Annotated in this window: 18 protein-coding genes and 1 pseudogene; 1 reads left to right on the forward strand and 18 read right to left on the reverse strand. The window is 42.6% G+C overall.

What is annotated here, in order from left to right:
* Positions 1–12 precede the first annotated feature (12 nt).
* The 14 genes and pseudogenes from HMPREF9389_RS00780 to HMPREF9389_RS00720 all read right to left on the reverse strand — a co-directional run bounded on the left by HMPREF9389_RS00780 (position 13) and on the right by HMPREF9389_RS00720 (position 17,847).
* The gene (locus HMPREF9389_RS00780; RefSeq protein WP_002931234.1) at positions 13–282 is read right to left on the reverse strand and encodes a hypothetical protein; all 270 of its coding nucleotides are present in this window, start codon (positions 280–282) and stop codon (positions 13–15) included.
* Between the two features lie 43 nt (positions 283–325).
* Positions 326–1,726 carry an amino acid permease gene (locus HMPREF9389_RS00775; protein ID WP_002931235.1) on the reverse strand — a complete coding sequence of 467 codons (1,401 nt, stop codon included), beginning with the start codon at positions 1,724–1,726 and terminating at the stop codon, positions 326–328.
* Positions 1,727–1,882: 156 nt separating this feature from the next.
* A complete protein-coding gene (locus tag HMPREF9389_RS00770) occupies positions 1,883–3,871 on the reverse strand; it encodes an ABC transporter permease (protein ID WP_002931238.1) in 1,989 nt (662 codons plus the stop codon).
* Complete coding sequence (locus HMPREF9389_RS00765; RefSeq protein ID WP_002894797.1) at positions 3,871–4,632, reverse strand: ABC transporter ATP-binding protein; 762 nt, start codon at positions 4,630–4,632, stop codon at positions 3,871–3,873. Before HMPREF9389_RS00765 ends, HMPREF9389_RS00770 begins: the two co-directional genes overlap by 1 nt.
* A gap of 178 nt (positions 4,633–4,810) precedes the next feature.
* The gene (locus HMPREF9389_RS12320; RefSeq protein ID WP_009659231.1) at positions 4,811–4,942 is read right to left on the reverse strand and encodes a hypothetical protein; all 132 of its coding nucleotides are present in this window, start codon (positions 4,940–4,942) and stop codon (positions 4,811–4,813) included.
* Between the two features lie 348 nt (positions 4,943–5,290).
* Positions 5,291–6,478, reverse strand: coding sequence for an NADH-dependent flavin oxidoreductase (locus tag HMPREF9389_RS00755; protein WP_002931240.1), 1,188 nt, complete (start codon positions 6,476–6,478; stop codon positions 5,291–5,293).
* Between the two features lie 163 nt (positions 6,479–6,641).
* Positions 6,642–12,179, reverse strand: a complete 5,538-nt coding sequence (locus tag HMPREF9389_RS00750) for a SpaA isopeptide-forming pilin-related protein (RefSeq protein WP_002931241.1) — start codon at positions 12,177–12,179, stop codon at positions 6,642–6,644.
* A 326-nt stretch (positions 12,180–12,505) separates the two neighbouring features.
* Positions 12,506–12,595 (reverse strand): annotated as a pseudogene (locus tag HMPREF9389_RS12040) (SAM-dependent methyltransferase); the annotation flags it as partial.
* Between the two features lie 483 nt (positions 12,596–13,078).
* On the reverse strand, positions 13,079–13,819 hold the full coding sequence (locus HMPREF9389_RS00745; protein ID WP_002931242.1) for a class I SAM-dependent methyltransferase: 741 nt from the start codon (positions 13,817–13,819) through the stop codon (positions 13,079–13,081).
* A 187-nt stretch (positions 13,820–14,006) separates the two neighbouring features.
* The gene (locus HMPREF9389_RS00740; protein WP_002931244.1) at positions 14,007–15,860 is read right to left on the reverse strand and encodes a SpaA isopeptide-forming pilin-related protein; all 1,854 of its coding nucleotides are present in this window, start codon (positions 15,858–15,860) and stop codon (positions 14,007–14,009) included.
* 290 nt (positions 15,861–16,150) lie between these two features.
* On the reverse strand, positions 16,151–16,336 hold the full coding sequence (locus HMPREF9389_RS00735; protein WP_002931245.1) for a hypothetical protein: 186 nt from the start codon (positions 16,334–16,336) through the stop codon (positions 16,151–16,153).
* A 33-nt stretch (positions 16,337–16,369) separates the two neighbouring features.
* The gene (locus HMPREF9389_RS00730) at positions 16,370–16,726 is read right to left on the reverse strand and encodes a class Ib ribonucleoside-diphosphate reductase assembly flavoprotein NrdI (protein WP_002931246.1); all 357 of its coding nucleotides are present in this window, start codon (positions 16,724–16,726) and stop codon (positions 16,370–16,372) included.
* Positions 16,727–17,074: a hypothetical protein gene (locus tag HMPREF9389_RS00725; RefSeq protein ID WP_002931247.1), complete on the reverse strand. Its 348-nt coding sequence runs from the start codon at positions 17,072–17,074 to the stop codon at positions 16,727–16,729. It lies immediately after the preceding gene.
* A gap of 161 nt (positions 17,075–17,235) precedes the next feature.
* Positions 17,236–17,847 (reverse strand): TetR/AcrR family transcriptional regulator, encoded by a 612-nt coding sequence (locus HMPREF9389_RS00720; protein ID WP_002931248.1) that lies wholly within the window; start codon positions 17,845–17,847, stop codon positions 17,236–17,238.
* Between the two features lie 106 nt (positions 17,848–17,953).
* On the opposite strand from HMPREF9389_RS00720, the gene HMPREF9389_RS00715 reads away from it, so the two are divergent.
* Positions 17,954–18,907: a hypothetical protein gene (locus HMPREF9389_RS00715; protein ID WP_002931249.1), complete on the forward strand. Its 954-nt coding sequence runs from the start codon at positions 17,954–17,956 to the stop codon at positions 18,905–18,907.
* Positions 18,908–19,030: 123 nt separating this feature from the next.
* Here HMPREF9389_RS00715 and HMPREF9389_RS00710 read toward each other — a convergent pair whose 3' ends face one another.
* The 4 genes from HMPREF9389_RS00710 to HMPREF9389_RS00695 are packed head-to-tail and all read right to left on the reverse strand — an operon-like array spanning position 19,031 to position 21,649.
* Positions 19,031–19,447, reverse strand: coding sequence for a DUF3021 domain-containing protein (locus HMPREF9389_RS00710; protein WP_002931250.1), 417 nt, complete (start codon positions 19,445–19,447; stop codon positions 19,031–19,033).
* Between the two features lie 10 nt (positions 19,448–19,457).
* Positions 19,458–19,913: a LytTR family DNA-binding domain-containing protein gene (locus HMPREF9389_RS00705; RefSeq protein WP_002931251.1), complete on the reverse strand. Its 456-nt coding sequence runs from the start codon at positions 19,911–19,913 to the stop codon at positions 19,458–19,460.
* 22 nt (positions 19,914–19,935) lie between these two features.
* Positions 19,936–20,781 carry an ABC transporter permease gene (locus HMPREF9389_RS00700; protein ID WP_002931252.1) on the reverse strand — a complete coding sequence of 282 codons (846 nt, stop codon included), beginning with the start codon at positions 20,779–20,781 and terminating at the stop codon, positions 19,936–19,938.
* 1 nt (position 20,782) lies between these two features.
* Positions 20,783–21,649 carry an ABC transporter ATP-binding protein gene (locus HMPREF9389_RS00695; RefSeq protein WP_002931253.1) on the reverse strand — a complete coding sequence of 289 codons (867 nt, stop codon included), beginning with the start codon at positions 21,647–21,649 and terminating at the stop codon, positions 20,783–20,785.
* Positions 21,650–21,782 lie beyond the last annotated feature (133 nt).

Below are 21,782 nucleotides of genomic sequence, written 5' to 3' on the forward strand. Positions count from 1 at the left end.
ATCTACAGAAGCTTATTTCCATTTCTCACTCTTAGAGAATGCAATCATCAAACCAGACCCAGCTAGAACTGCCAGAATAACAAGACAGATATTTTTCAGTGGATAGAGCCAGTCTTTATTTTTCTCATGCCAAGTTGTCTTCCAAAGCCGAACATACTCAGCATGCATATCTTCGGGCTGGTTCAGCTGAATATTAATCACAATCGCCAGTAAAATTAGGGCTATAAAAGCAAGGGCAAAGAGGCAGATTTTCTTCTTTTGGGTTAGGTTAAGGTTCTTCATTCTTTTCTCCTTCTACTTTCTTTTTAATAGCAATACTCTATCCCTACTTCTCTTTTACAGATATTTCTGAGTTCCTATAGCCATAGAAGGCGTAAATGAGACTTCCCAGCGCTAGGGCAATTCCAAAGGCCTGCCAGGTTTCCTTGGTGTACTGAGTCATAAAGGATAGACAGATGACAATGGACAAGATTGGCGTCAGAGGCACCAGAGGTGTTTTGAATTCTCCAGCTTTGGGCATTCCTTTGTCTTTCCGCAATTTCAAGACAGCGAGTGCCAATAAAATCAGATAGGCCAAGGTGCAGATATTGAGGAAAGAGGCGATGCTAGCCAAGGGGAAGATACCAGCACAGACAGCTGAGGCGATCCCTACTAAAATCGTTGCATTCTTTGGCACCCGACTAGTCTCTGTCAATTTCTTGAAAGAGCGAGGCAAAAGACCATCACGCGCAATACTGTAAATCATCCGCGACAGGGCGTAGGTCATGGAGATGCAGACTGTAATCAGTGTCAAAATAGCGACGACAGAGATATAGTTAGCTGCCCAGCCAAGTCCGACGCTGCGCAGGGCAAAGGCCACCGCATCTGAGACATCTAGCTTGCTATAGTGGACAATCCCAGTCAAGACCAAGGTCACCAAAATATAGAGAATAGTCACAATGCTCAAGGATAAGACAATCCCACGCGGAACGTTCTTTTGGGGCTCCTTGATTTCATCAACCGCCATGGAAATGGACTCAAAGCCCAGAAAGGCAAAGAACATGAGTGAGGCCCCGGCCATGATACCGACCTTGCCGCCATAAATTTCTCCAAAGCCAAAAGGTGCAAAGTTAGACCAATTTTCTGGTTTGATGAAGAAAAATCCTGCAATGATAAAGAGTGCCAAGGCTGAGAATTTCAAGACCACCAAGGCTGAGTTGAAGCGCAGGGCTGCCTTTGAGTTCAAAAGGACAACCCCTGTAACAAAGACCAAGACCAGAATAGGCAGCAAATCCACATAAGTACCTTCTTTAGGATTGAAGGTGCCATTCAGAGCTGCCGGCAGCTGGATACCAAAGCCGCTCAGCAAGCCCTTCAGATAAGAGCCCCAGCCAGAGGCAACACCTGAGATAGCTGTCATGAACTCCATGATGGTCAGCCAACCAGCCAGCCAAGCGGGAAATTCTCCCAGAACCGCATAAATATAACTATAGGCTCCGCCATTGGCCGGAATCCGTGAAGCAAACTCAGCATAAAAAAGAGCTGAAATACTCACACAAAGAGCTGAAATGACAATCGAAACGGTCAGAGCAGGCCCAGCATATTTGGCTGCTCCGGTCCCAGTGATGGTAAAAATCCCAGTTCCTACCATTGCTCCAATACCAAGCAAAATTAAATCAGGAATTTTCAAATGACGGCGCATGCCCGTTCTATCCTTGCTGGCATCTTTTTTTCTAAAAATATTCATCTATTTTTACTCTCCTAATTGCATTAACGCCCTATTTTATCATATTTCCTCCCTTTTAGGAATCCTTCTCAGAAAAATACCGAAAAGAAAGGCTGAGAAAAATCTCAGCCTAGGTCTTTAAAATAGATGAAAGATATATAGAGCCTGTCTCTGCTATCACATAGCCACAATTTTGCGATAGCTGCGAGATGTGATGAGAAAGACACCGACATATACTGCAATAAACAGAGCGCAGACACCCAGAGTCACCACTAACATAAGTGTGGCATTCAGCACCCCTAAAGCAGATAAAATCAAGCTCAGCATGTGATAGGCAAAAGCCAAATGAAGAAAGGCAAAGATTAGGGGTAGGAAGAAGACTATCAGAATCTGCCTACGAATCGTTTTCTTAATTTGTTTTTCGTCCAATCCAACCTTTTGTAAAATAACAAAGCCTTCTCGATCTTCATAGCCTTCAGAAATCTGCTTGTAGTAGATGATAAGAACAGTTCCAAGCATAAAAACGATTGATAGGAAAATTCCAATAAAGAACATACCACCTAGCATTCCTTTTATTTCTTGCTTATCAAAGGCAGTCACCGAACCATAAATAGCTTGATTTTCAGGTAAGGTGGTATTAAAACTGCTTAGCTTTTCTTGGTATACTTCTTTGAGTTTTCTCTGTTCTTCTTTTGGAAGCTTAAGATTTAATCCTCCATAATAGTTAACATTGACAGCGTAATCGTTCATCAATGAAGAAAAGATTTGACTCGGATTTTTAGCTACCATATAGATTTTTTCAGGCACTATCATATTCATCGGATCGGGTATATTACCGAAAACGAAATCTTCTTTTAATTTTTTCTTGATTTTTAAATTTTTATCAGCTAGCTGTAAATCTTTTTTGCTGTCTAATTCCAGTCCTTGCTCAAATATGGCTATTTCATCATCTTTAAGCTGAAGACTTTGACCCGTCATTCCTTGATAATCACTCTCAGAAATGGCCAAAATATAAAGATTTGGAGTGAATGATTTCTGTCCCTTAGAATAAATATCTAGCTGATTACCAGTTCGACCGCTAACTCCTATTGTATAATACTGGTAAATAACTTTTTTACTAATCTGAAGCTGCTGCTCTTGAACAAACTCTGTCAAAGCTTGGTCCAGCACCTCACCTGTTACTTCTTTTCCTTGGATACTGAAATCATGCGGGAACATGGCATTCTGCATATAATCACCACCAGCATAAATGTTGGCTCCACCAGATAAGGTAACCAGAACCATTGTCGACAAAATAGAAATCGTCGCTAAACCAATTGCATTTTTCTTCATTCGAAAAATTAGATTAGATACCGAAATCATGTTATCTGGCTGATAATAAAACGTCTTTCTCTTTTTCAAAAATTGTAAGAAAACAGTCGTTCCTGCATTGAAAAGTAGATAAGTCCCTAGAATAACAAAAAGTACGGCCACGAAGAAAATGATAATGGCTGCCATCGGATTAGATACACCTAAAGCAAGATAATAGCCAAAAGCGAGAGAAGACATACCAATAATAGTTTGCAAGAGTAAAAAGCGACTCTTTTTCTCCCCGCTATTTTTTTCTTTGACTAATTGCAGAGCATCAAACTTTCTTAAGTAAAAGCCGTTTTTAATCAGCAAGCAGAAAAATACAAAAGCATAGAAAATGATAATCAATACCATTACAAAAGGTTGAAATGTTGAAACCAAAACCACCTTGGTACCCATGAGCTTGAGCAGAAAGGCATAAATCAGCTGGTCAAAGAGAACACCAATAGTCAGCCCCAAGCTTACAGCCACTAGCCCGAAGATTAGTAGCTCAATAAAGGTCATAACAAAGAGATGACGCTTATTGAGCCCCAACATACCGTAAAGTCCTAGCTCCTTGGAGCGATTCTTCATGACAAATTGATTGGCATAAAAGACAATAATTCCAGCTGTGATGTTCACAATAACAACCCCTAGGACCAAAACAAGGATAACAGAGCTGGCCCCTGTCATTTTGGATAGATTGGGATTAAAAGCCAAGGAGTTGAAAATATAAGAAATGGCTACAGCCACACAGGTAGCCAGTGCAAAAGGATAATAGAGACGGCGGTTCTTAATCAGATTGGATACCGCCAATTTTGCTGCTAATCGAAACACTAGTCCTTCACCTCACTTGCCATAACTGTCAGAGTATCGGAAATCTCTTGGAACATCTGCCGCTCGGTCTTGTCACCGCGGAAGATTTGATTGTAGAGAATCCCATCCTTGATAAAGAGCACACGCTTGGCCCGGCTAGCCGCTGCTGTTGAGTGGGTTACCATGAGAATAGTTTGACCGCGGGCATTGATGTCGTCAAAGACATCCAGCAACGCCGCCGAAGACTTGGAATCCAAGGCTCCCGTCGGCTCATCCGCTAGCAAAATCTCAGGGTCTGTGATGATGGCCCGAGCCACTGCTACCCGTTGCTTTTGACCCCCGGAAATCTCATAAGGAAACTTCTCTTGGAGTTTGTTAATTCCCAGCTCGTTGCAGGTCGTAACCAGCTTTTGCATCATCTCGGTAATGGGGCGGCGAGAGAGGACCAGAGGCAGGAGAATATTATCCTTGACCGACAGGGTATCCAGCAGATTGAAATCCTGAAAGACAAATCCTAATTTCTCTCGTCGGAAGCTAGAAGCTTGGCTGTTTTTGATGGTTGCTGTGTCAGTTCCGTTGAGAAAGACGCGGCCCTCAGTCGGCTTGTCCAACATGGCTAGGATGTTGAGCAGAGTGGATTTACCGGAGCCTGACTCCCCCATGATGGCGACATATTCGCCCTTTTCTACCGTAAAGTGAATGTCCTTCAGTGCCTCCACTTGGCTGCCCTGAAAGCGGGTTTTATAAATTTTTTTCACATGCTGTACGTCTAATAATGTCATACTCGAACCTCTTCTTTATTTAACTTGATACTACTATCATACCGGAAAGACAGACAAGTTTCCATAACCTAATCTTTCATTTTGCCTGCCAATCTTACATTTTTGTCATCTTGTGCTCCAAGTCGGATAAAGAGAAAAGTCAACTGACCTTTCTCTTATCCTTGAATAATGGAATCTCTCAGTGACTGTACTGTAGCCAGAAATAATATTGACTGGAAGCGCAGCCTAGGCGAGTCTTCTCGATTTCTTCCTTGGAAATCTTTTGAGCTTTAGGTTTACTTTGACGATGGTTAAAAAGATTGATTTTCATAGCGGGCCTCCTTCTTGAAATCTGATTTTTAGTTTGGAAGATAGTTATCTTCTTTTTCTTTACACTTATAGGATACCGAATTCCCAGGCTAGCTGCCATAAGATAACCTTTCATTTTAGCCTGTAAACTTACATTTTTGTCACTTAGAAAAAATAGTTTTCGATTCTCCTTAAACTGCGTCAATAGTCCTAAATTCAACGATGTATATCGGCTTCTTTCATCAAGCGAATAAAAAAACCGGAATTTGTTTCCGGTTTTCATGATATATTTCCTAAATTTAAAGATATAGAAGTTTTCTTTCCAGAGGAGGTTCAGACTTCTGTCAATACTATCTTGAGCAGGCTATTCTTATTGCCCCTCATCCCCAAATTTACCAGTATGAAGGTGGATAATACTGTCATGACCAGGTAGAGGAGGCAGCCCGCCAGAATCCTTACGGCTGAACACTTCAAGCAAGCCCGGTGTCAATTGAGAGTTTTTCAACTGCTCAGGGCTAATCTCATGGACAATTTCTGCTCCTCGTCCCGTCTGTACTTTATAGCCAAACAGCGGGTCAATCAGGGTACCACGCCCGATTGCAACTAAATCCGTAGCCGTATCCTCAATAGCAGCTTCTGCATCTTCCTGACTAAAGACACCACCGATTGTAATCAGTTTGGTTTGCTCATCCATCACTTCCTTAAAATGATCTGCATAGCTCTTGTCTGATCCCGCAGGTTTTGAATTATAGCCAGCCAAAAGCGACAAATGGATGTAGTCTAGTTCGTGCTTGACCAACTCCTTGACCAAAAGCTTGGCTTCTTCATAAGTATAGCCCACTTGATCTTCATGGATTTCATCTGGGCTAATCCGATAGCCAATAATAAAATCTTCTGGTGCATACTTGGCTGCAGCACGCTTCACTTCCTCGACTACCGCCAAAGGAAAGGCCATACGTTTTTCCAAAGTTCCGCCCCATCTGTCCTGACGAACATTGGAAGTGCTAGAAAAGAATTGCTGCAGCAGATAGTGGTTGGCACCATGGATTTCCACTCCTGAAAAACCAGCTTGAACTGCACGTTTGACTGCCCGACCAAAATCCTTGATAATTTCAAGGATTTCTTCATCGGTCAATTCTCTCACCGGATATGGCAAGAAAGAAAAATCTAAGGCGCTTGGAGCCAATACTTCCTCACCCTTCAAAGCACGGCCGGAAGCTGCTATCCCACCATGATGAAGCTGCAAAATCGCTTTATTGCCATCTTTTTGAAGGGCAGCAGCTAATTTCCTCTCCCCTTCGATGTGGTCATCAGAGTAAATACCTAATTGAACTGGGTAACCTGTCTGGTAACAAGGCCCTCCTGATGGACTAACATAATGAAATTCAGTAATCAAAAGACTTGCTGCCTGAGAGCGTGCTCCATAGTATCGCAAAGTATCATCAGACACAAATCCTCCTTCTAAGCCACTGAAAGTATACATAGGGGACAGCACCAAACGGTTGGTTAATTTGGCACCGTGACGCAATTGAATCGAGTCTATAATTTGTTTAGACATAGTAAAAATCTCCTTTCTTCTTTGACAACTATTATAGAAGATTCAGAGGCAAAAACAAGGTTTTTTCAGTAAGTGGTATTAACCATCAGGTATCCGGTAAGAAAAGGATGGTCACTTACACAAAAAAACAAGCGTCAAATTTTATTGACACTTGCTTTCTGTTTTATTTTTTGAAACGGATTCCGAAATAAACCCCACAACCAACTATAATAATCAAGCCTATAGCAAGTAGCGTAAAGCTGATTTCTGTACCTGTGAAAGGCAGAACTTTCTTCGAGTTCCCCTTATCTCCAGGTTTATCTTGATTTGATTTTTTCGGATCTGGATCACCTGTTTCTTTAGACGGATCTTTGTCTGGACCAGTCGGTTTTGTTTGGTCAGTTACGACTAACTTCCCATCCTTGTATTCAACTGTATTTCCATTGGCATTAACAACTGTTACTGTGCCATCGAGATTCACTTGGAACACAATGTCAGTAACAGCTAGGTAACCGGTTGGGGCTGCAGCTTCATGGAAGGTATATACTCCAGGAGCTAATCCAAGCTCATGCGATGTATTTGCTTCTGAAGTCCATTTCGCTACAGGATTACCAGTTGCCTCTTTGCCTTGGAAAATTTGAATCTCTGCACCGGCAATCTCAGTACCGCCGAGGTTGACCTTACTGAAGGTCACCTTACGCGGGAGATCATCATCCTTATCGGTTACTGTAACAGTTGAGCCATTAGTTACGACCTTGTTCTCTTCGCCCTTAGCATCTTTCTCGCCAACGTTTGTCACTTCCACTGTGCCATCATGTTTGACTTGGAGTGTGATGTCGGTTACTTTGAGGTAACCCGTTGGGGCTGCTTCCTCATGGAAAGTATAAGTGCCCGATGCTAAGTTGATGTCCTTAGACTGGTTAGCTTCGGATGTCCAGCTTTCGACTGCTTGGCCTTCAGCTTTCTCGCCCTTGTAGATTTTAATCTGAGCACCGGCGATTTCAGTACCGCCGAGGTTGACCTTACTGAAGGTCACCTTACGTGGAAGATCATCGTCTTTGTCGGTTACAGTCACTTTGGAACCAGAGGTTACGACCTTGTTCTCTTCACCCTTAGCGTCCTTCTCGCCAACATTGATCACTTCCACTGTGCCGTCATGTTTGACTTGAAAAGTAATGTCAGTAACTTTAAGATAGCCGGTTGGAGCGGCTTCCTCATGGAAGGTATAAGTGCCTGGTGCCAAGTTCAAGTCTTTAGACTTACCAGCTTCGGATGTCCAGATTTCGACTGCATCTCCTTCTGCCTTATCGCCTTTGAAGATCTTGATCTGAGCTCCCGCGATTTCTTCTCCACCAAGGCTGACCTTACTGAAGGTCACCTTACGTGGAAGATCATCGTCTTTGTCCGTTACTGTAACAGTTGAACCATTTGTTACGACCTTGTTTTCTTCACCCTTAGAGTCTTTTTCGCCAACATTTGTCACTTCCACTGTGCCGTCATGTTTGACTTGGAATGTGATGTCAGTCACTTTGAGGTAACCGGTTGGGGCGGCTTCCTCATGGAAGGTATAAGTACCAGGTGCTAAGTTGATGTCCTTAGACTTACCAGCTTCAGATGTCCAGCTTTCGACTGCTTGGCCTTCAGCTTTCTCGCCCTTGTAGATTTTAATCTCTGCACCGGCAATCTCAGTACCGCCGAGGTTGACCTTACTGAAGGTAATCTTACGCGGGAGGTCATCATCTTTGTCAGTAATAGTCAGAGTTCCACCATTGGTCGCAACGGTGTTAGCTTCGCCCTTAGCGTCCTTCTCGCCAACATTTGTCACTTCTACTGTGCCGTCATGCTTGACTTGGAATGTGATGTCGGTCACTTTGAGGTAACCGGTTGGAGCTGCTTCCTCATGGAAAGTATAAGTGCCAGGTGCCAAGTTGATGTCCTTAGACTTGCCAGCTTCGGATGTCCAGCTTTCGACTGCTTGACCTTCTGCTTTATCGCCCTTGTAGATCTTGATCTCTGCACCTGCGATTTCAGTTCCACCTAGGTTGACTTTACTGAAGGTAATCTTATGTGGAAGATCGTCATCCTTATCAGTAATAGCCAGAGTTCCACCATTGGTCGCAACGGTGTTAGATTCACCCTTAGCGTCTTTCTCACCAACGTTTGTCACTTCCACTGTACCGTCATGCTTGACTTGGAATGTGATGTCCGTTACTTTGAGGTAACCGGTTGGAGCTGCTTCTTCATGGAAAGTATAAGTGCCAGGTGCTAAGTTAATGTCCTTAGACTTGTTAGCTTCAGATGTCCAGCTTTCTACTGCATTTCCTTCTGCCTTATCGCCTTTGTAGATTTTAATCTCTGCACCGGCAATCTCAGTACCGCCAAGGTTTACCTTACTGAAGGTCACCTTACGTGGAAGATCATCATCCTTATCGGTTACTGTAACAGTTGAGCCGTTAGTTATGACCTTGTTCTCTTCACCCTTAGCGTCTTTCTCGCCAACGTTTGTCACTTCCACTGTGCCGTCATGCTTGACTTGGAATATGATGTCGGTCACTTTGAGGTAACCCGTTGGAGCCGCTTCTTCATGGAAAGTGTAAGTACCAGGTGCTAAGTTGATGTCCTTAGACTTACCAGCTTCGGATGTCCAGCTTTCGACTGGAGTGCCTTCTGCCTTGTCGCCCTTGTAGATCTTGATCTGAGCTCCTGCGATTTCTGTACCGCCAAGGTTGACCTTACTGAAAGTCACCTTACGCGGGAGGTCGTCATCTTTGTCAGTCACCGTAACAGTTGAACCATTGGTCGCAACGGTGTTAGCTTCGCCCTTAGCGTCCTTCTCGCCAACATTTGTCACTTCTACTGTGCCGTCATGCTTGACTTGGAATGTGATGTCCGTTACTTTGAGGTAACCGGTTGGGGCTGCTTCCTCATGGAAAGTATAAGTGCCCGGTGCTAAGTTAATGTCCTTAGACTTGTTAGCTTCAGATGTCCAGCTTTCAACTGCTTGGCCTTCTGCCTTGTCGCCCTTGTAAATCTTGATTTCTGCACCAGCAATTTCCTCGCCACCAAGGCTGACCTTACTGAAAGTCACCTTACGCGGGAGATCATCATCTTTATCCGTTACGGTCACTTTAGAACCATCGGTCACGATTTTGTTCTCTTCACCCTTAGAGTCTTTCTCACCGGCGCTTGTCACTTCCACTGTACCGTCTGTTTTGACTTGGAAAGTGATATCGGTCACTTTGAGGTAACCGGTTGGGGCTGATTCCTCATGGAAGGTATAGGTACCTGGAGTCAAGTTGATTTCCTTAGACTTACCAGCTTCGGATGTCCAGCTTTCAACTGCTTGGCCTTTTGCCTTGTCGCCCTTGTAGATCTTGATTTCCGCACCTGCGATTTCAGTTCCGCCAAGGTTGACCTTACTGAAAGTAATGGCTTTCAGACTATTGTCCACTTTATCGGTTACAGTAAGAACCAAGCCATTTGCTTCAACAGAATCTGTTGCTCCTTTAGCATCAACTGTAATGGTACCATCGGAATGAACTGTGAATTTAATATCTTCTACAGCTACAAAACCAGCTGGAGCAAGGCCTTCTTTCAGAGAATAAGTTCCTGGAGCTAATTTTACGACCTTAGATACGTTGGCTTCGGATGTCCACTCTGCAAGAGGCTTAGCTTCAGGACGAACCCGACTGCCTTTGTAGAGTTTCAGTTCCGCACCAGGAATCTCCTTCCCGTTTGGATCTACTTTTTTGATAGTCACATCACGTTCTGAGTCGTCATCCTTGTCTGTTACCTTCAAAGTTGCTCCGTCAGTCACAACCTTGTTGTTTTCACCTTTGGAGTCTTTTTCTCCGACATTAGTCACTTCCACCGTACCGTCATGTTTGACTTGGAAAGTGATGTCAGTTACTTTGAGATAACCAGTTGGCGCGGCTTCCTCATGGAAGGTGTAAGTACCAGGCTCCAAATTGATTTCTTTAGACTGATTAGTTTCGGATGTCCAGCTTTCAAGAGCTTGACCTTGAGCATTGTTGCCTTTGAAAATCTTAATTTGAGCACCAGCAATTTCAGTACCGCCTAGGTTAACCTTGCTGAAGGTAATGGCTTTAGGACTATTGTCCTCCTTGTCGGTAATCGTCAGAATTGAACCCGCCGCTTGAACGGTATCTTCTGCTCCTTTCTTCACAAGAGTAACAGTACCATTAGCACCGACAGTAAATGTGATATCTTCTACATATTGATAACCAGTAGGAGCGTTAGCTTCAGTCAGTGTATAGGTTCCTGGAGACAATTTTATTACTTTAGAAGTGTCAGCCTCAGAAGTCCAGTCTGCAACAGGAGCTTCTTCCTGATCAACATGATCACCTTTATAGATTTTCAGTTGCGCACCAGGAATTTCTTTCCCATTTGGATCTACTTTTTTGAAAGTCACATCCTGCTCGGTTACCGTCTTCTTATTGACGATCTCGCGCGATACAGATTTGTCTGTTCCAAAATCCTGGGAACCAATCTTAATTTCCTCAGTTAATTTATCATATCCTGTAGGAGGAGTCACTTCACGGATGGTATAATCATCACGCAACAAGTCACCCAAGTTGGCATTCCCGTTAGAATCTGTGGTTAATTTTCCGACAACTGCACCGCTCCGATCACGAACAACTTCAAATTCAGCACCTTGCAGATTCTCACCATTTTCATTCACCTTATGGAGCTTAATGGTGAAAACATAGCCTTCTCCAACACCGCCAGCAATCTGATAAGAGCGATTTTCAGCTGATGTCGTTGTTTGACCACCATTATAGGTCATGGTAGCACTATTGGAAACACGCTCACCATCAACAAGATCGTAATCTGCTTTTGTCTTATAGTCCAGCAAATACCCGAAACCATCCATGTCGCCAAGGTCAATCGTGAATCCATCACCAGCAGCATTTTCCGTGATCTTTGATTGGAAATTAGCTGTCACGTCTTCTGTTGAATCCCGCACCCAATCTCCATTATTCCAGCGCCAAGCAATTTTATAGACCCGAATTGAGTCCCTCATGATTTTAAAATTAGGCGAGGTAATCTTGTCAGTTATCGTTACATCGGTATAATGCTCCATATTGCGGTTAATCGCAATATTATAATGAACTTCATTCTTACCGTCTTCTGCTGCCTGATAAGAGCTCTTTTCAATTTTTGAGTCATATCTTTTGGGCGGTCCATTATAATGGACGATTCCCGGATACAACATCCGACCTCCTACGGTAAATCCACCATTCAAGTCACCTTCTTGTCTCACAACATCATGGTCAACTCGTGCATAGAAGAAGAATTCTCCTTGGACACCAGACTTTTGCTCAACATAATTTGTATAGGTCAAAGTAATGGTCTTGTTGGTTGAATCCAAAAATCCATTTGCCACAACGTTATCCGAGCTGTCCTTAAGTTCAATAGCTGAAGAGTTCCCAAAAGCATACTCAGAAGGCAAGGCGATTGTTGTCGTATCACCTTGATGTACTTGGTTATCCGGCAAGACAAACTTTGCGTAAACTCGAAAAGTTTCCCAAATATCAACCCCCTGCGTCAAATCACCACCTGAAGAATTCTTCAGACTCATCTCCGTGATAGCATTACCAATCTCAGCTGCTTGCACCTGAGTCAGTGGCGCCAAAGATGGCAGAATTACTCCTAAAAAAAGAATAATAAGGTGGAGCAATGCTCTAATCCTTTTGTTCATGCAATTTTCCTTTCTCACAATATTCAGTTTTAAATGTACAATGTAATTGTATACTAACTGAGCTTCCCCATCTTGTCAGTGCCCACTTTTTAAAAAGCGAACATTTATAGATACATTACATCTACATTTTATCATACTATCAATAAAATGGCTATATACAAAAGTAGATTTTTTTAACATTTATTAACCTTTTTGTCATTTAGAAAAGGTGGACGATTTGTACAGTTTATTCACAAATCAGACCACTATTGCTAGGGTAATTGCACCTGACAATCAATGTCCTCAATAACGTAGAAAAACCGGAAACAAAGTCCGGTTTTAATCATTTATTTCCTAAACGTCAGGGCATAAAATTTCCCATCCCAGAGGAATTTCATCTCCTTCTCCTTAACCCCTGCCGGTATAACGGCCTCTAAAAAGATGAGAATTTTTCAATCGTAATTCACCTGACTGCCTATCTATATCTTTTGCTAAACCATAGGCTTTATTGTAAGATTGCAAACATAAGCAATTCTAATATAATCTGTCATTTCATTTCCGGTGTCAATTTATTGTAAAAAGTTTAAACTTTCTTTAATCCCTCATATTAAATATTCTAGAATACAAACATCAATTATTTTTCAAATAATTTGCAGTTATTTTTTTCATACAATATTCCTTTCTAAAAAGTATGATATTAGCCCTAAAATCATTTCTCTATTTGAAGAAAATCAAAAGGACATCCTCTATTATGCAAAAAGGAAGATAGGCTTTCCATAACCTAACCTTTCATTTCAGCTTTTAAACTTACATTTTTGTCACTTAGCATAAAGGAATATTTTTCTAACAATTAAACTGTGCCGAATGCTTCTTTCTATTCAGAATCAAAAAAACCGGAAACAAAGTCCAGTTCTTCTGATTTATTTCCTAAACGTCAGGACATAAAATTTCCCGTCCCAGAGGAGTTTCAACTCCTTCTCTTTGACTCCAGCCGGTATAGCAGCCTCAATTTCTCCTAGATCAACAGTAGCGTCCTTAAAATAGTCCTTGCTGAGGTGGTTCTTCTTATATTGCTGGTCCACATAGTCTGCCGTCTCGTCTGAAATCATAATCTTAGTCCCTGGCTTAGCTACCCGCAGCATTTCCTGCATGGCCTTGGCCTTATCGCTAAAGAAATTAATCCCGCCGATATGATAGACGATGTCAAAGCTATTATCTGCAAAGGGCAGGTCCTCCGCACAAGCATGAAAGAGCTTCAGATTGGTCCTCTTGGCGCAAGATTTCTGACATTTTTTCAGCATGCCTATAGAAATATCTGCCCCGAAAAAGTCTAGGCTTTTCAGGTCAATATTCTCAGGAATGTAGCGCAGGTCTTGACCAGTCCCGATAGAGACATAAAGGACGGATAGATGATCTTTCCATTCTATTTCTGCCATCTGGTCCTTTCTCAGCTTGTCAATTGCCTTGCCATGGAGAAGTGGCCCTATCCATTTTTCACCAAAATCATACCAGCGAGCCAAGCGATTGTACATGGTCATATACTTGGCATTGTCCCCTGAGACATAGTCCGGATTCAGCGCCAGATAGATGTCTCCGTCTTTTTGAAAATCCGCTAACTTCAAACCTGGCTTCAGCTTCTCTTGTATTTTTGTATCTGTCATATCTTCTGTCTCCTTTTTCTATTTGCCATTTATTATAGAGGATTCTGAGACAAAAAACAAGAGTTTTTCCGTAAGTGGCTGCCCAGCATGAGTAACTGGAAGAAATTGCTCAGTAAGCTGCAAAAAAGCTAGTCCAAAATAAGCAAACAAAAAGAAGATAAAGCATTCTGCTCTATCCTCTTTTTCTTTATTTGCTCAGTCGAATCTTTCGGTAAAGTCCTAAAAGGGTTAGAACTACTAGACCGCCAAGAACCAATTCAATATTTTCGGCAGAGCCAGTCGCAGGAAGAACTTTTTTAGATTTTCCTTGACCGTCTGCTGCTTTATCAGAATCAGATGATTGATTTGGCTTAATACCGCCTTGAACTGCTTTATCAGGGGTACCAGGTTCAGCAGGTGCCGCTTGGTCAGTAATGAACAACTTACCATCTGTATATTCTACAGCATTGCTATTAGCGTCTAGAACTGTTACAGTGCCATCATCATTGACTTGGAAGATAATATCTGTCACAGCCAAGTAACCTGTCGGAGCCGCTTCTTCATGGAAGGTGTAAACACCTGGCTCTAGGTTAATTTCCTTAGATTGGTCAGCTTCTGAAGTCCAAGATGCGACAGGACTGCCCTTGCTTTCCCGTCCCTTGAAAATCTGAATCTGCGCACCAGCAATTTCCTCACCAGCTAGATTGACCTTGCTGAAGGTTACCTGTTTGTCTGTTGGACTTTGAGTTTGCTTATTGACTACATTGACTGCAACCAATCTGCTGTCCCCAGAATCTCCAGATGCTGGACTGCCTACGTTCAAAGTCTTACCAAAATCCGTCGGGCTGATAGTAATATCCTCTGTCAGGCGGTCATAACCAGCCGGAGCAGTCGTTTCACGCAGGATATAAGTGTCGCGTAGAAGATTACCAACTTCCGCATTCCCATCCGCATCTGTCGTGATTGTGCCAACCACCTTATTGGTCGCTTTCCGCACCACTTCAAAGACTGCACCGCTCAGAGAAGCATTAGACTCATCTGTTTTGTGAACCTTCACCTTGAAGTTATAGCCTTCTGACTTTCCACCAGCAATTTGATAAGAGTATTCATTAGTTACAGACACTGTCTCGGTATTGTTGTAGTTCATGGTAGCCTTATTTCCTACAACCTCTCCATCAGCCAAATCATAGTCGGCCAGCGTCTTGTACTCAACTAGGTAGCCGAAACCTTCTACATCTCCGAAGTTGATTGTCAAGCTATCGCCTTCAGCGCCAAAGGTCATCTTAGACTGGAAGTCTGCTGTTACATCTTCAGTCGAATCGCGCGCCCAATCTCCATTATTCCAGCGCCAAGAGACCTTATAAACTCGTACAGAGTCTTGAACAATCTTAGCGTTTGTGTCACCCAGCTTGTCCGTCACAGAGACATTTTTGTAGTTGCCCATGTTACGGTTAATGGCCACATTGTAGCGGATTTCATTCTTAGCATCGGCATCCCATTGAAAAGCACTCTTTTCTAACAGAGACTCATACTTTTTCGGCGGTCCATTATAGTGAATGCTGCCGGCAGGAATCCTATTATTGCCTACAGTGAAAGTAGCTGGAATATCTCTTTCCTCAGTGACAACTTCGTGGTCAATCCGCGAATAGAAGAAAAACTCGCCTCTGACACTGGACTTCTGCTCCACATAGTCTGTGTATGTCAATGTGATGGTCTTGGCATCGCTATCTAGGACTCCATTAGCCACCAGAGCTCCGTTTTCATCCTTGAGCTCAATAGCTGAGGAATTCCCAAAGGTAAATTCATTCGGCAAATGAATCACTGTCGTATCACCCGCATGGGCTTGGTTGTCCGGCAGGGCAAACTTAGCATAGACACGGAAGGTCTGCCAGATATCTACACCATTGGTCAGCTGCTCACCAGAGTTAGTGGTGAGATGCATTTCAGTGATGACATCATTCAATTCCGCCGCATGAGCCTTAAGGGTTCCAGCTAGGAAAGGCAGGAACACGCCTAGACAGAGAATGATTAACTGAAACCATACTCTCAGTTTTTTATTCATGCAATTTTCCTTTCTCACAAGTAAAATTTGTTTAAAAGCACAGCGTATTGGCAAGCCAGTCGAACACGCCCTTTTTATGTTCTTCTGCCTTTTTGACAAACACTGGAAAGACAATACTAATTCATTGTACCATATTGACTATTAAAAAACTATAGGAATGCTCACAGGGTTTTATCATAAAAAGGAGAAAGAAGATGCTAAGCCTTCTCTCTCCTATTGATACACAAAACAGGTCAAAAGATGACCTAAAAATCATTGAACAAATTAAGATCTTCTATTTTGACAAAAAGTCAATCTTTCTGTGACGCACTGGAAGTTGCGTCTACCTGATTCTGATCTGCTTCTTCTTGTTTTGAAGAATTTCTTTCCGTCTTATCTGAAGTGTCAGGATCTTTCTGTACATGTCCGCAGGCCGTTAGGATAAAGACAGAAATCAGAGCCAGAAACAAGCTCCCAATTTTCTTGAACCCAGACATACGAGTCCTCCCTTTATGCGAAACTTGATGAGACTAGTACCCCGCCAAAAATGCCTGCACAGTCTTGACATCTTCTGGACTACCGCCTTGGTCAATATCGCAGATATGCTGTAGCCCATACTTTTCAATAATCAAGGCAGTCGCTCCGCAGAAGGTCCGGCCGTGTTTAACAGAGTCACCATTGTTAACAAAACCTTTAATCAGCCCAGGATGTTTCTTGATAAAGCGTTTGGTAGACCAGGGAATTTCCCCAGCACCAGCATTTCGAGTAATGAGAATGCAAGGCTCTTCCAGTTTCTCCTTGATGCTCTGGGTCGGATAGCCCAGTGATTCTGCAAATCGTTTTCCAATACCAGTATTTGAATCATAAACTACAATCATCTTCATCACCTACTTTCTTAAAAAAAGGATAGCAAACCAAGTCGCAAAGCCTAAAACCACAACATCAGAGATGAGCATAAGCATAAACTCTAAATCTGGCATCATGTGAATGTAAATCAGCAATGACAAAGTTGTCAAAGCCAGTACCGCCAGCTTAGCAACTGCCGGCAAGCCCGGAATCAAAGCTGCTCCGATTAGAACAATGATGAGACCTCCGACTAAAAATGACTGAAAATCCACACTTAAACTAAAACCAACTGTCACACCGCCGTAGCCAATGGTCAAAAGACCAATCGCGACCAGACAGATACCCAAAATAGCCATTCCACTCATAGCAAATCCTCCTTGCTTGTTCATTCTATTTCCTCACTTTCTATTTTTGAATGAACGCTTCCAAATATTCATTCAAAGCTTTCTAACCATTCCTATTCGCACTACATAAGACATCACCTCCTTTGTTTGTGAATGAATAGTTTTAGAAATTCATTCACAAATGCTTTTAAGAAAAGGAATTTCCTCTATTTGGAAAAAATCCCCTTAACAAAATATTTAACTAAAGTCTCAATGCTATTGAAGTAGCCTGAAAATTCCTGCTCTGTGACATGCATGTCTATGTAGTAAATCAAGTCATAAACCTTCATAATCTCAGCTATTTTCTCCTTCGAAAAGCCCTCTTCCTGCAAGCGCTGGCTGAAGGTCTGAATCAGAAACTGATGAAAGGCATTGGACGCTCGGCCGGAATCCTGATTATAGTAATCGTGCAGAATCTGAGAAATGCCCGGCTTGTTCCACTCAGCTAGAATTTTATTGGGCGAAATCAACTCAAAAGTAACTGCAAAAAGCTGTTCAACGATTGCCTCGGGCTCGCCCTGCCAGTCCACACGCCGCATGGTTTCCTCACGTATACGGCTATTTTCAGCTATATAAACCTCCAAGAAGATAGCTTCCTTAGACTCATAATACTTGTAAAAAGATCCGACAGCCATCTGGCTTCTCTTAGCAATATCAGAAATTCCAGCTGCCTTATAGCCTTTTTCTGCAAAGACTTCTCTAGCCGCAGCCAGGAGCTCATTTTTTTTATCCATTTCCACGCCTCTTTTGTGAATGAATTTTATTTTATGTTCATTCATATTTTAACACAATCTTGCCACTTGTCAAGCATTTATGTTATACTATACAAAAAAAGATAGTTTGCTAATCAAATTATTTTTTAGATTATATTTTGGAGGTTGAGCTATGCTCAAGGAAAGACGAAACCAAGGTACCATCGCCCTACTGGTAATTTCTCTTATTTTTCTAGTTGTTGCTGCAGTGATGGGCTTTATCCAATACCAAAAAGTCAACACCAAGACTGCCTATGACCGAAATAGCGAGCCTGGAGCAGATTCAGCAGTCTATGCTGAAGTGTCATATATTTTTCCAGAGGCTCTGATTGAAGTAGAAGATAATACTCAAGTTTGGCTGGTTGCTTACCAAGACGAATATGTTGGTCTGCAGGCTAAAAAAGGGGACAAGCAGGTTGCCCAGCTCTTGGAAAAAGAGAAAAAGGGCGAGCTGGAAAAAAATCCTGTCCGAATCGTTGGCTCCTACGTTAATGCTAACTCCCCTAAAAAAAATCAGGGCTATATCTCTAATTATGGCAGCCTCGTTCGCGGTCTCTTAGCAGACAATCCCGAAGTCATCACAGTAATGTCAAGCAGCTCCTATATCTCTATCACTGAATTTGAATCTGACAATCTTGCATTCATGTTCTACATTCTGTTTTTGATTGGACTCAGTGTTTTCTTTGTCGTTATGGGAATTATCGGCCGCAAGAAAAATATCGCTGCCTACGAAGAAATCTATGCAGCCTATCCAGAGGCCAAGAACAATCTCAATATCCTGCTTGAGCAAGCTTCTTTCCACGACGATGTGCTGAAAATTGCTGTTTATAAAGACCATCTCATTACCTACTATCGAGGTTTCAAAGCAATTGATCTCAAACAGGTCGTCCATCTCTACCACCACATTCTCACCATGCATCGCGGCTTCGTTGCTTCAAACAGAAACTCAACCTTAGTTGCTATTCGAAACAATCAAAAGAAATACCAAATGCCTATTAAGAACATTGGTAAAACAACAGACACCAAACTCCAGTCAACCTTTGACTATCTCTACAACCACTTCCCTCATATCAGATTGGGTGTGTAATAGCACATAAAACTCAAGCTAGAAAATCTAGCTTGAGTTTTTTAGATACAAAAAGACAGGAGCAGAATACGATCCAGCTCCATTTATTTTTATGATAGGCTTGTCAGAACGTTTTTCAGCAAATTACTTGCCTTCTTTTTCCTTTCTGCGCTTGGCCAAAGCGCTGTTAATCTTCTTGGTCTTAAGATTTGTATCCAAGTAAAGAAAGAGCCATACAAAGAGATAAATCAGAATAAAATCTAGCCAGAAATGCCAGTTGGCAATTAAAAATCCCCAGTTATTGTAGACCATGAAGCAGCATACCAAGACTGCGACCGCAGCAAAATGCAGCAAAACTGAGACTGAAAAAGAGAATCGGTCTTCAAGAGTTTTTAACATTGAACTGATGAGTCCGATCAAGCCGCTCATCACCATGACACTGATGATATTACTTGTTGTGGGCGGATTTTTTTGAATAGAGAGAGCAAGGACAATCAGATAGACTGCACTCCCCCTCTGGATGCCCATTAATATAGCGTGTAGACATTTTTTTATACTCATCACTTACCTCCTAGATTCCCAGATATTCCATTAAGAGTTTAACATAGCGACGGCTGACTTCGGTCTTGATTTGATTGGTCAGCTTGGCCGTCATATTGCCAGAAAAGCTGTCAGATAAGGACTCCAGATGGTCAATATTGATGACAGCATGCCGGGAAACCTGGATAAAGTTCGAGCTGCTAATCCGCTGCTGAAAGCGAGTCAAGGTCTCTGTCGTCTGGTAAATGCTTTCTCTACTGTAAATCATCAGAGTTGTCTGGTTGATGTCTGCTAGGATAATATCTTCAGTCTTCAGCATGACCAGTTTATCGTCTGACTTGATCGGCAGGACGCCACTTGGCCCTGCCTTGTACTGCTCTAAATAATCTAAGATGGCCTTGGCTTCTGCCGCTAGCTGGTCTGCCTTGACCACAACCAGCGGATCCTTAGATGAAATGGTTGGATCTGTTTCAAATTTTGCTTGCAAGAGGAAGCTCCCTATTCACATTCTATTGTAGTTTCAGCCGGCGGATGGCAATCATATTTTGCACCATCCAAATAAGCGCTATTGCAACTAAAACTATTCCAACTATATAGAAAGTTTCTGTCCTTGTCAAGAGCTCCTGCCATTCAATGCGAATTCCCATTGTTTTTTCGAAAGCTGCTTGCGGCTGGCTGTTATTGGCAAAAGTATCTGCTAGACTTTCCTTCATGAGAACCTGTCTGAAAAGAGAGGCCATATAGTTAGAAGGCGTAAGCTTCATTAGATTTTGTGCCATATTCGGCAAGGTTCCAATGGGGATATAGGTTCCCACTAGAAAACCAGATGTAGCTCCGACTACTGTCGCCAATTTCCCCAGACTATCCACTGATTTGAAACATTGAACAATCAGAGCATTTATCAGTGTGGCTAAGAGACTGTTCAAGAGCATCAGAAACATCAGGTAAGGAAGACTCCCCCATTCAAAGGAAACTTTATCCTCCAGCGTAAAATAGCTGAGCATAAAGGCAAACATAATGACCTGCATCAAAAAGCCGATAATAACAGAGCTGACAAGATAACTAAGCTGCAATCCCCATGGTCCCAAGTCTGTGATAAAGAGGTCGTCTGTCACCTTCCGCTCCCGGTCTTCGACCTGCCGAGAGAAAGCTGCCAATGTGGTCGTTAATCCTGTAACTGCCAATACACCGCCAATCAGCCACAAGTCCATCAGCTGGCTGGAATGAGCTTTGTAATTATTTTTCAAAAAAACGATATAAAGCACAAAGGGAATAATCGCTCCGAAGAGGGACAAAATTACCCCACTGCGGTTTCGGAAATAAAGTAAAAAATTACGTTTTATCAAAGCGAGCATATTAGCGTACCTCTCTTCCTGTCAGTGCCATAAAGGCATCGTCCATGGTTCCGGGTTGAAATTCAAATTGTTCGATATAGGGACCAGCCTGAGCCAATAAGGTCAGTGCTTCTTGAGTCGTTTTAGGGTGGAGGATAAATTCTCCCACCTTGACTTGCTCCCAAGCGCAGCCTCTTGGCAAACTTTTCTCTAAACCTACTGAGTCTTGACTCAAAATCCGTAAGGCATTACGGGCATAGTTTCCCTTAATCTGGTCTGCAGAGCCTTGGGCAATGACCTGACCATGGTCTACGATATAGATCTTATCCGCATCATCAGCTTCATTGAGATAGTGGGTTGTCAAGACAATGGTCATCTGCTCTTCTTTCTGAATTTGCTTGAGCAAACTCCAAATACTCTCCCGAGTCTGAATGTCCAAGCCTGTGGTCGGCTCATCCAGAAAGAGCAGGTCGGGACTATTGAGTAGGGCTCGCGCAATGTCCACCCGACGCTTTTGACCACCGGACAGTGTCCCATAAGGCTGCTTGGCAAAGGCTGATAATCCCAGCTGAGAGACCAAGCGATCGATTCTACCTGCCGGCATCTCCTTGTACTGCTTGGCTCTGATGGTCAGATTTTCCAAAACTGTCAGCCGGGCGTCCAACACACTGTTTTGGAAAACCACACCCAACTTAAGCTTTTCAGCATAGCAAATCTGCCCGGATGTCGGCCGCAAGAGACCTATCAGCATCTGAATAGTTGTCGATTTTCCTGCACCATTAGGGCCTAGAATAGCTGTAAAACTGCCTCTCTCAATCTGAATATTCAGATCATTAACTGCCACCTTATCGCCATAAACCTTGCTAAGATTTTTCGTTTCTACTAACATGATCTTTTCTCCTTTTCTTTACTTCTGAGACTATGATAGCAAGTTGTTTTTGAAAAATCTCAGCTTTTTGGACAAGCGGTAAAATGAGGGAGATGAGAGGTGAAAATCCAGACATCAAAAAATCCCCGATCTC

Source organism: Streptococcus sanguinis SK355 (assembly GCF_000212855.1).
GTDB classification, from domain to species: Bacteria; Bacillota; Bacilli; order Lactobacillales; family Streptococcaceae; genus Streptococcus; species Streptococcus sanguinis_A.

Bases quoted from the DNA above. Each gene is read 5' to 3' on its own strand.
- HMPREF9389_RS00780 (WP_002931234.1), bottom strand. From the start codon at position 282: ATGAAGAACCTTAACCTAACCCAAAAGAAGAAAATCTGCCTCTTTGCC.
- HMPREF9389_RS00775 (WP_002931235.1), bottom strand. From the start codon at position 1,726: ATGAATATTTTTAGAAAAAAAGATGCCAGCAAGGATAGAACGGGCATG.
- HMPREF9389_RS00765 (WP_002894797.1), bottom strand. From the start codon at position 4,632: ATGACATTATTAGACGTACAGCATGTGAAAAAAATTTATAAAACCCGC.
- HMPREF9389_RS12320 (WP_009659231.1), bottom strand. From the start codon at position 4,942: ATGAAAATCAATCTTTTTAACCATCGTCAAAGTAAACCTAAAGCTCAA.
- HMPREF9389_RS00755 (WP_002931240.1), bottom strand. From the start codon at position 6,478: ATGTCTAAACAAATTATAGACTCGATTCAATTGCGTCACGGTGCCAAA.
- HMPREF9389_RS00750 (WP_002931241.1), bottom strand. From the start codon at position 12,179: ATGAACAAAAGGATTAGAGCATTGCTCCACCTTATTATTCTTTTTTTA.
- HMPREF9389_RS00745 (WP_002931242.1), bottom strand. From the start codon at position 13,819: ATGACAGATACAAAAATACAAGAGAAGCTGAAGCCAGGTTTGAAGTTA.
- HMPREF9389_RS00740 (WP_002931244.1), bottom strand. From the start codon at position 15,860: ATGAATAAAAAACTGAGAGTATGGTTTCAGTTAATCATTCTCTGTCTA.
- HMPREF9389_RS00735 (WP_002931245.1), bottom strand. From the start codon at position 16,336: ATGTCTGGGTTCAAGAAAATTGGGAGCTTGTTTCTGGCTCTGATTTCT.
- HMPREF9389_RS00725 (WP_002931247.1), bottom strand. From the start codon at position 17,074: ATGAACAAGCAAGGAGGATTTGCTATGAGTGGAATGGCTATTTTGGGT.
- HMPREF9389_RS00720 (WP_002931248.1), bottom strand. From the start codon at position 17,847: ATGAATGAACATAAAATAAAATTCATTCACAAAAGAGGCGTGGAAATG.
- HMPREF9389_RS00715 (WP_002931249.1), top strand. From the start codon at position 17,954: ATGCTCAAGGAAAGACGAAACCAAGGTACCATCGCCCTACTGGTAATT.
- HMPREF9389_RS00710 (WP_002931250.1), bottom strand. From the start codon at position 19,447: ATGAGTATAAAAAAATGTCTACACGCTATATTAATGGGCATCCAGAGG.
- HMPREF9389_RS00700 (WP_002931252.1), bottom strand. From the start codon at position 20,781: ATGCTCGCTTTGATAAAACGTAATTTTTTACTTTATTTCCGAAACCGC.
- HMPREF9389_RS00695 (WP_002931253.1), bottom strand. From the start codon at position 21,649: ATGTTAGTAGAAACGAAAAATCTTAGCAAGGTTTATGGCGATAAGGTG.